Origin of the sequence: Enterobacter cloacae complex sp. SHL022 (assembly GCF_049237785.1) — a bacterium.
In the GTDB taxonomy this organism is placed as follows: domain Bacteria; phylum Pseudomonadota; class Gammaproteobacteria; order Enterobacterales; family Enterobacteriaceae; genus Enterobacter; species Enterobacter hormaechei_C.
Map to the genome: position 1 here is coordinate 286,623 of NZ_JBMKJH010000008.1, position 8,857 is coordinate 295,479.

The 8,857-nt window shown below is 54.5% G+C and carries 3 protein-coding genes; 1 reads left to right on the plus strand and 2 read right to left on the minus strand.

Translation table 11 applies throughout. From position 1 onward, the window contains the following. Positions 1-130 precede the first annotated feature (130 nt). Complete coding sequence (locus ACOTZD_RS17960) at positions 131-826, plus strand: helix-turn-helix transcriptional regulator (RefSeq protein ID WP_023315445.1); 696 nt, start codon at positions 131-133, stop codon at positions 824-826. Positions 827-902: 76 nt separating this feature from the next. Here the strand turns inward: ACOTZD_RS17960 and ACOTZD_RS17965 are convergent, their stop codons facing one another. Next, on the minus strand, positions 903-1,772 hold the full coding sequence (locus ACOTZD_RS17965) for an OmpA family protein (protein WP_226860929.1): 870 nt from the start codon (positions 1,770-1,772) through the stop codon (positions 903-905). Positions 1,773-1,935: 163 nt separating this feature from the next. Then, positions 1,936-8,850 carry an Ig-like domain-containing protein gene (locus ACOTZD_RS17970; protein WP_421636354.1) on the minus strand — a complete coding sequence of 2,305 codons (6,915 nt, stop codon included), beginning with the start codon at positions 8,848-8,850 and terminating at the stop codon, positions 1,936-1,938. Positions 8,851-8,857 lie beyond the last annotated feature (7 nt).

Below are 8,857 nucleotides of genomic sequence, written 5' to 3' on the forward strand. Positions count from 1 at the left end.
GAGTGTTCTTAATTAATAGTTTATTCATGTCGTGTAAAATATAAATATATTCATACCGTAGTACCTGTCTGTCGGTATGCAACATTACGAAGATGGACTCCTTCCATTCAAGTTAACCAAAGGAATACCAATGGATACGTCTAAAGTTATTTTATCACGATGTCAGTTTAGCAATATCGGTCTACATCATTTGCTTTCAGAAACATTCAGGAAAGAGAAAGTCATCTCTTTTGACAATCAACAGAATCTTTTTTCCTGGACTAAAGAGGTCAGGAGGGGCTCTTTTTTTACCCTATATTTAGTTTTACCTGACTCGATATACAGTAATATCATTTACTTCCACTGGCTGATCTCTCTTCGAAAAAAAGCGCATAATGCAACCATATCAGAAGTTATTATCGCCTATCATTCGGATATTTTCCCCACACTGTTTTCCTGCATTTGTTCCCATTTCAGGCATCGTCTTGTAAACATAAATAATCTTACGAACGATGAGATCATCAAAAAAATGCATGCCCAGCGTCACCCCAGCAAAAGCAAGGTAGTTAACAAATACATCGAACTGACGCATATGGAGTTTTGTGTGTTGAAGCTGATGATTGCGGGTTACACCATTGATGACATTAGCCTCGTGCACAACATTAAACCTAAAACAACCTACACCTATACCAATAATATTATGAAGCAACTGGGTTTTAACTCGTTGAAAAAAATATATTCCTGTGGCGAGATCATCCGGGAGTCAATCGAGAACGAGATTATCAGGGAGAAGAAAAAATACTACAGCAGCGCCAGCCCTCTTGCTTTCGAACCCCAGTGTGCATAATCGCCGTTAACCCTTCCTCGCTTCTGCAAAAAAATACGGAAAGCATCGCTGCGATCCGTATTTTCTTTAGGCATAATTAGTGGCTTTTCACTAAAATTTCTACACGACGGCTATTAACGTTACAACCCGCCGCTTGCTGGGTGGCACTGGTTCCACAACCTTCAGCGGTTTGTGCTACCCCCTGTCCAACTGTGTTATTAATAAGCTCTGGCTTAATACCTTTCTCAATCAATAACGAACGAACCGTATTCGCACGCGCTTCAGAGAGACGCTGGTTGGCTTCACGGCTACCAATCGCATCGGTATAACCAATAATCTGAATTTCACGAACGTTATTCGCCTGGCGGATAAATTTCACTACCTCATCCAACTTCTGGCGAGATTCCGCAAAAATGCCCACCGTGTTGCTTGCGGCAAAGCGGAACAGTACCTGCTCCTGAATAAGCACTATACCGGTATTATTAACGTAATCACAGGGTGTGACCTGCGAGGCTCGATTAATAATCCTGGTCTGCTTATGCATATTTTTCAGAAGTGATTCCGCGCGCGCGCGTTCCTCCAGCGCCGCCGTATTTCCCGTAGTGCCTGGGTTCACCTGAATAAAATAGGTTTGAGCACTTTCGGTATTGAGCTGCTGCTGCGGGTTTTGTTTGCCCTGATAGGTCGGCTGGTCGTTGAACCAGGATTCCACCGTGTGTGCACCGGGTGCGGCACACAGGACGGTAAACTGGCCTGGCAACAGCACCGACTGCAGCTCGCGGTCCACATAGACTGTCGCAGGAACGGTGCCCTGCGGATAATAGACGACAACCTGCGCCAGTTCAGGCGTTACGCCAGCTACCGGACGATAAGGCTGCGGTGCCGTATTTTTTGGCGCTGGTTTAATCACTACCGGTAAATCGATGGCCTTTTCCACTTTTTCGGCTGAATAAGCGGGATTAGCCATAAATGCACTTAAGGCAGCAGCGACACAGAACGCCAGATTAATTTTTTTAAAATTCCGAGGGGTTACTTTCATTTATCAAATTCCCGATTAACCCAGTGATTGATCGTAAAACAACAGAGATGCGCAGAAATCCCGCCATCCGAAGATGGCGGGTTTTACTGGGTTACATCATTATTTGGTTATTCTGCAGCAGCGTAACCAGATCGGTTTGAACATCAGCCAGCGTGACAACCTGAGTAAATCCATGCTGTCCGCCCTGACCGTCACGGTCGATACTGATCACGGTATCGCTTCCGACAACTTCCACCTTGACGTAATCCAGCACGCCGCGGGAGGAGTAATCCAGCTCCAGTTTTCCATCGTCCTCGAAGAAGGAGATAGAGCCCTTATAGTCAAGCAGCTCGCTCATATCGAGCAGGTCTGCATCACTGTCTTTCACCAGATTACCCACCTTGAAGCCGTGGATAGTGTCGTGCCCGTTGCCGCCGGTGCTGTCGTTGGTCATTCCTTCCAGCACGTTGTACATCAGCGTGTCGTTACCGCCGTTGACCAGGTAGAAGGCGTCATTGCCACCGCGACCATCGAACAGGTTATTTGCGGAGTTATCCGTAAACGTATCCTGCTGGCTGGAACCTAAGAGACCCTCGATATTGAGGAGTTTATCGGTGCCGTTACCGGTTGCAGTACCTGTCCACAGGTTCGCGTTGATCGCAGTAGTTGAACGGCTATAGTCAACAACGTCCATACCGGCAGTTTCGCTCCAGACCGGCTTACCGCTCACAATCTGGTTCCAGCCGCCGCCACCGTTGTAGGTGTCGTTGCCTGCAGAACCGAAGAAGGTGTCGTTATAGCCCGTCCCGACGATCCCGCTGTTGCCAGAGGTGTTGTTTGCCGCATTGCCGCTTTCCGCCGTCAGTACGTAGGAGTCATGGGCTTTACCTGTTGTCAGGCCACCCCAGCTCTCATTTACCGTACCGTTGGTGTAACCACCAATGCTGCTCGTTGCGCCAACGTGATCCGCTTCACCGTCGGTAATGCGCAGCATCTGCACGGAGTAAACTTCATTCGGATCCAGCCCGAAGAAGCTCACCAGACCCATGCTGTTGCTGGAACCAGAGGACTGCGGGTTAATCAACTGGGTTGCCACAAGCTCGCCCGCTGAGTTGTATAACTTCACGGTGTTGCTGTAGAAGGTATTGATGCCGTTGCCGTCAACAATACGGATCTGCAGGCTCGTGCCGTCCGCCGCGATATTGGTGTTTTTCACCAGCATCGTGCGTCCCGCGTCGTCTCTTGCCACGACATCAGCATCCGCGCCAGAGCGGTACAGCACCAGGTCCATCGAACCGTCCCAGTCATAGTCGAGTGCGACGGCACCCGTCATGTTGTTGAACGTCGTGCTACCTGTCAGGCTGACTTTATTGGCGCCCCAGTTGTTACTACCGGTATTGGTATACAACATTGGCGAGCCAGTCACGCCAGAGCGTGGCACTTCGATGATGTCCATCTTACCGTCGTGGTTCCAGTCCACTGCCAGCGACGTGCCGCCATCAACGTTATCGCCAAACCACTGCGCCTGGCTGTCCGTTGCATTGAGCTTACCGGTACCATCGTTCAGATAGATACGGCTCTCGTCGCTGTTACTGCCCCCCTTCGAACCACGGCTCAGGAACAGATCCAGCCAACCATCGTTGTTGTAATCCGCATAGGTCATGGAGATAGACAAGTTACCGTAGTCTTCATGGCCATCGTCACGGAACACGTTCGCGTAGTAGCCAACTTCACCGAAGTTGGTCTTCGACGTCCCGGTAGTCTGGTTATACAAGATACCCAGACCGCGGGAGTTGTTGCCGACGAGGTTGCCAGCGCCGTTGTAGTCGATATGTGCCGTAATATCTACGGTACCGTTGTTATCGATATCCACAGCCCCTACTTCGTGCAGCACACTCAGCGACGTTGGCAGTGCCCCGCCAGGATGTCCGTCAGAGAAGCCGGAATTATCCTCGTAACTCAGCGTGCCCTGCGTATTTTTGATGAACGAAATGGAGTCTGCTTCGGAGTCACCCAGCACAAAGTCCAGATAGCCATCACCTTCACGGTCATAGGAAATCACGCCGCCGAGGTGGTTCAGGGTGCCCTGATCCAGCGCCTTCGCGGAGTAACTACCGTCTGCGTTCTGCAGCCAGTAGGCGGTACGACCCGCGTTACTATAGCTACTGATCTGAGACATGACGTCGGCATAGCCATCGCGGTTAATGTCCGCAAAGGCTGCGGAGTTAACATAACGGCTGTATGACGTGCTATCTACGTCGTAACCCGCACCGTTTTCAGTTGACGGTTGGGCAAGGTACGTTGAATCGTAGTCTTCACGCGTGACGGAGTCATAGACACGTCCGGCGTTAGCGGTTGCTGTACCAGAAGTGCCGCGAGCACTCTGGAAGAATGACCACAAACCGTCCTGACTGATGGTCACCGCAGCGGCGTTCAAACCGCGGCTATCCGCATCGGTCGTTCCCCCCCAGGTTTGTTCAATCAGCGTACTGCCGCCACCTTCGGTGACACCTGTACTGGTGCTGGCGCTCATGCTTGAGCGGTTACCCGCTTCATCCCAGACCACAAAGGCCAGGTTATGTGCGCCAGAAGGCAGCGACGTATTCAGACTCCAGGAGCCGTCAGCGTTAGCCTTCACGAAGCCAATGACCTGATCCAGACCTTCCTGATATGTCCCGTTGTTGTTGACGTCACTCACCAGCGAGATAATCGCCCCCGCTTCAACACGACCGTATTGACCGCTGGAGAAGGTGAACGAATCTCCTGTGGTGGTGTGCTGCGGCACATCCGGCGCCCCGGTAATACCGTTCGGAGAATCCAGATCGATAACCACGTTGTAGCTATCGGCAAAGTTCGTGTTCGTACCCGGGTTACCCGCAACGTCAATCACCTGCAGCTTGAAGCTGTGGGTGGTGCTTGCCGTCGCTTCCGGCAGTTCATAGCTCCAGCTCTGGCCGTTGAGCGCCAGCGTTTTCCAGGTCTTTCCGTTATCCAGAGAGATCTGCAGATGTTCGCCCGCCTGCAGCGCCGCGCTCAGGTTGCCGCTGATGGTCACCGTACGGTCACGGGTGACCATGTCGCCGTTGGTTGCCGTTGCCGCGTGGCTGAAGTGATCCCCGGTCGTCAGACCATGGCTGGTATCGGTAGTCACTTTGGTTGTCGTAGACAGACCGTTCATGTCACTGCCGCCCGATGCCACCTGCAGCGCCTGAGAATCGGTGCTGCCGACGTTACCGGCGTTATCCACCACGCGCGCCTGAATGGTGTAAGCACCATCGTTCAGCGGCGTGCTCTGCATATCCACAGTCCAGGATGTGCCGGTTACCGTTGAGGCACGCGTCCAGGTCACACCGTTGTCGAGGCTAATCTCAACCCACTCGTCCGCCTGCAGGGCTTTGTTCAGCTCACCGTTAATCAACAGCGTGTTATCGCTGGTAATGAAGTCAGTATCTGAAGCGCCACGGTCTTCCGAGACAGAGCTGATGTTGATAACCGCGTCAGACACGGTGGTATCGACAACAATTGTCCAGGTGTTGCTCGGCGTACTGACGTTGCCCGCCGCGTCCGTGGAGGTTGCGACCAGATTCCAGGTGCCTTCAGCCAGCTTGTTCGCGTCAGTGATTTGTAGCGTCCACTGACCCGTTGTGCTATCGGCAACGGCGGTACCCAGCAGAATGCGGGTTGTCGCATCCACCTGATGGTACACATTCACCGTGCTTCCCTTCTCTGCCGTACCGGTGATTTCCGGCGTGGTGTCGTTGGTCGGCTTGCCGTGAGCAACGGAACCCTGAACCGGGTTGACGTCGTCCAGCACATCGGTGATAGCCGGTGCGACAGGCGCAACCGTATCCACAACCAGATCAAAGTCGATCGGCGTGAGCGGGTTATTGGACGGGTCGGTCCCGGTGATGCGCAGCGTGTGCGCGCCATCACTCAGGCTGCTCGTCGGCGTGAATTCCCAGTTACCGTTGGCATCCGCTTTCACGGTGCCCAGCTGAACGCCACCCACGTCGGTGATGATAATGGTACTGCCCGCCGTCGCCTTACCGACCAGCTGTACCTGGCTGTCGTTGGTGACTTCACCATCGCGAAGCACGCGAGAACCACCCGCTTCCTGGACATCATCCACCACCTGTAGCAGCTGCAGATAGCTTGCGCCCGTAGAGACGTTAACGGTGATATCGTCAACGATCGCGCTGGCGTTACCTGCCGGATCCGTTACCTGGGTCGCGAACTGGTGTTCGCCATCAACCAGCGGCGTGGACGGCGTGAACTGCCAGCTACCGTCTGGGTTGGTGACGGTGACGGTACCCATCGCCTGGCCATTATCATAGATAGTAACCGTGCTGCCCTGCTCCGCTTTACCGGTGAAGGTTGGCTTGTTGTCGTCGGTGGTCATACCGTCGGTCAACTGACCTTTCCAGGCACCCTGATCGTCAGACACCTGCAGTCCGGAAACCGGATTCGGCGCTGTTGAATCAATGGTTACCGTAAACGAACCGCTGCGATCGCTCTCCTGACCCGCGCTGTTGGTATTGGTCACCGTAAAGGTGTAGCTACCGTCAGCCAGTGCCGGAGATGGCGTGAAGCTCCAGGTGCCATCGCTGTTCAGCGTTGTTTTACCTACAACCTGACTGCCGTTGTAAATGGTGATAGTATCGCCCGCAGCACCGTCCGCCGTTCCTTTCAGGGTTGGCGTATCGTCTTTGGTCAACGCATTGTTGGCCAGGTTGATAACGGTTGTGCCGGTATCGTCCAGAACGTTAAGGATCGCTGGCGCATCCGGCGTGTCGGACATAATGACGTCATAGCTGTCAGCCGGTTTCGCCACGTTGCCAACGCGATCGGTTTCCGTCACGGTCAGTTGGTTGATGGAATCACCGTACAGCGATTCAGATGGCGTCAGTTCCCATTTGCCGTTCTGATCGACCGTGGTGGTGCCCAGTACTTTGGTGTTGCCGTCTTTATCCGTGGTGTACACGGTAATAACGTTGCCTACTTCCGCACCAGAGCCGCGAATTACCGGACGTGTATCGTCCAGAACGCCGCCATCTGCAACAATCCCCTGAACGTTACCCACGTTATCCGTGACGGAATCAATGGTCACTTTGCTCGCATCCGGCGCGGTGTAGTCGGTAGTCAGAATAAAGTCCGCAGACTTGTCGCTGACGTTGCCGGCTTCATCCGTGGCCGTCACGTAGAAGGTGTTTTTCCCTTCAGGTAACTTGCTGCCCGGCTTGAAGTTCCATGCCCCGTTGCTGTTCGCGGTGACTGAACCCAGCAGGGTGCCGTCAACGGTGTAAATATTGACGGTGGTGCCCGCTTCAGCCGTACCGTGCAGGATCGGCTGCGGATCGTCAGTGACATCGTTGCTGTTCAGGTCGTCCTTAACGGTACCCACCTGATCCTCCGCGTAATCAATGCTCGGACGATTCGGTGCTTTACTGTCAATTTCGAAGCTGAAGGTGCTGGAGGTATCCTCTTTACCCGTCAGATCTTTCGCGGTTGCCGTAATGTTGTGTACGCCATCGCCCAGATCGCTGGTAGGCGTAAATACCCAGTTGCCGCTGGCATCGGCCTTGACGCTGCCCAACACCACGTTGCCATCCATGATGGTGACAGTGCTGCCTGCTTTCGCCTTACCGATAATTTCCGGACGCGCGTCGTCAGTGACGTCGTTCGCCTTCATTTCACCCGTGACGCTGCCTTTATCGTCCATCACGCGAACGATGGTGACCGGAACGCTGGAGGTATCAAGCGTGACGGTAACACCGGCATTTTCAGCTCCCAGGTTGCCTGCTGAATCTTCAGCACGCGCGGTGAAGGTGTATTCTCCATCCGCCAGAGAACCGGTGGTGTAGGTCCAGTTACCGTTCGCGTCTGCAACCGCAGTACCGTTTTCCTGGCCGTTCACGTAGACGTGAACAACGCTGCCTGGCTCTGCCTTACCGCTGATGGTCGGCGTCGCATCGTCAGTGGTGTCGCCATTAGCCAATACGCCGGTCTTCGGACCTTCGTTATCGCTCACGATAAAGCCTGTGACCTCACCCGGCGCGCTGGTATCAACCGTGATTGGGAAGCCGCCAGTCTGCGGGCTTACCTGACCAATGTCGTTAATCGCTTCCGCGACAAACGTATGAACGCCGTCCGCCAGTTTCGGCGTGTTGAAGCTCCATTTGCCCTGGGCATCGGCCTTGGTTTCACCCAGCAGGGTGGTACCGTTCGGGCCGCCATAAATGCGAACCGTCACGTTGGCTTCCGCAGTACCGGTCAGAAGCAGGGTGTTGTCGTTGGTTGTCGCATCCTTCTGCAATGGACCGGTATGCGGCGCGACGTCATCTTCGACACTGCTCAGGGTCGGTGGCAGCGGCTGACCGCCTGCATCGATCTGAATAATGTATTCCGGTGAAGCCGCCGTGGTGTTACCCACGCTGTCGGTCTCTTTCACCGTCAGGTTGTAAGTCCCGTCAGGCAGGGCTTTCGTGACCTGAAGCTCCCAGGTGCCGTCAGCCTGTACTTTGGCGGTGCCAATCACCTTGTCGCCGTTGTACACGGTGATGGTGTTGCCCGCTTCCGCGCCGGTGCCTTTGATCAGCGGCGTGTTATCGTCAGTCTTACCGCCTGACGTCACGGAGCCGGTCACAGAACCAAAGTCATCCACCACGTCAGTGATGCTCACTTTGCTTGCATCTGGTGCGGTGTAGTCCAGGTTCAGCACGAAATCGTCGGACGCTGCGCTGGTATTACCCGCCCTGTCCGTCGCCGTCACGTGGAAGCGGTGCTCACCTTCCGGCAGTTTCGCCGTCGGTGAGAAGCTCCAGGTGCCGTCGGCCTTCGCCGTCACTTCGCCCAGCAGGCCGTTCTGATCGTAGATCTTCACGGTGCTGCCCGCTTCCGCCTTGCCGCTCAGGGTCGGCGTCGGGTCGTCGGTGCTGCCGCCGTTCGCCAGGTTACCCTGCACGCTGCCCACGTCGTCCAGCGCCGCGTCGATGGTCGGCTTCACCGGCGCATCGGTATCGATGGTCACGGTCCAG